The organism is Zoogloea sp. LCSB751, assembly GCF_002028455.1.
Lineage (GTDB): Bacteria > Pseudomonadota > Gammaproteobacteria > Burkholderiales > Rhodocyclaceae > Zoogloea.
Window position 1 is genome coordinate 1 of the sequence record NZ_MWUM01000523.1, and the last position, 243, is coordinate 243.

Below are 243 nucleotides of genomic sequence, written 5' to 3' on the forward strand. Positions count from 1 at the left end.
GGCAGGCAGGCCTGGGTCAGCAGGAAGGTCCCCTTGGCGCAGGTGTCCATGACCCTGTCCCACTCCGACTCCGGCAAGTCCTGCACCAGGTAGTCGCTGCCGACCCCGCTGTTGTTGACCAGCAGATCGATGGGGCCTAGCCGCTCCCGGGCCTCGGCGTGGCAGGCGCGGACCTGGGCGCCGTCGCAGAGATCCAGCGCGAGCGGCAGTACCCTCACCCCGTATCTGCCCTGAAGCCGCGCC

Annotated in this window: 1 protein-coding gene; it reads right to left on the reverse strand. The window is 70.0% G+C overall.

The genetic code is table 11. The features are described from left to right. The coding region (locus tag B4920_RS27570) for an SDR family NAD(P)-dependent oxidoreductase (RefSeq protein ID WP_254051083.1) at positions 1-218 on the reverse strand (218 nt) is incomplete at its 3' end. Between the last annotated feature and the right edge of the window lie 25 nt (positions 219-243).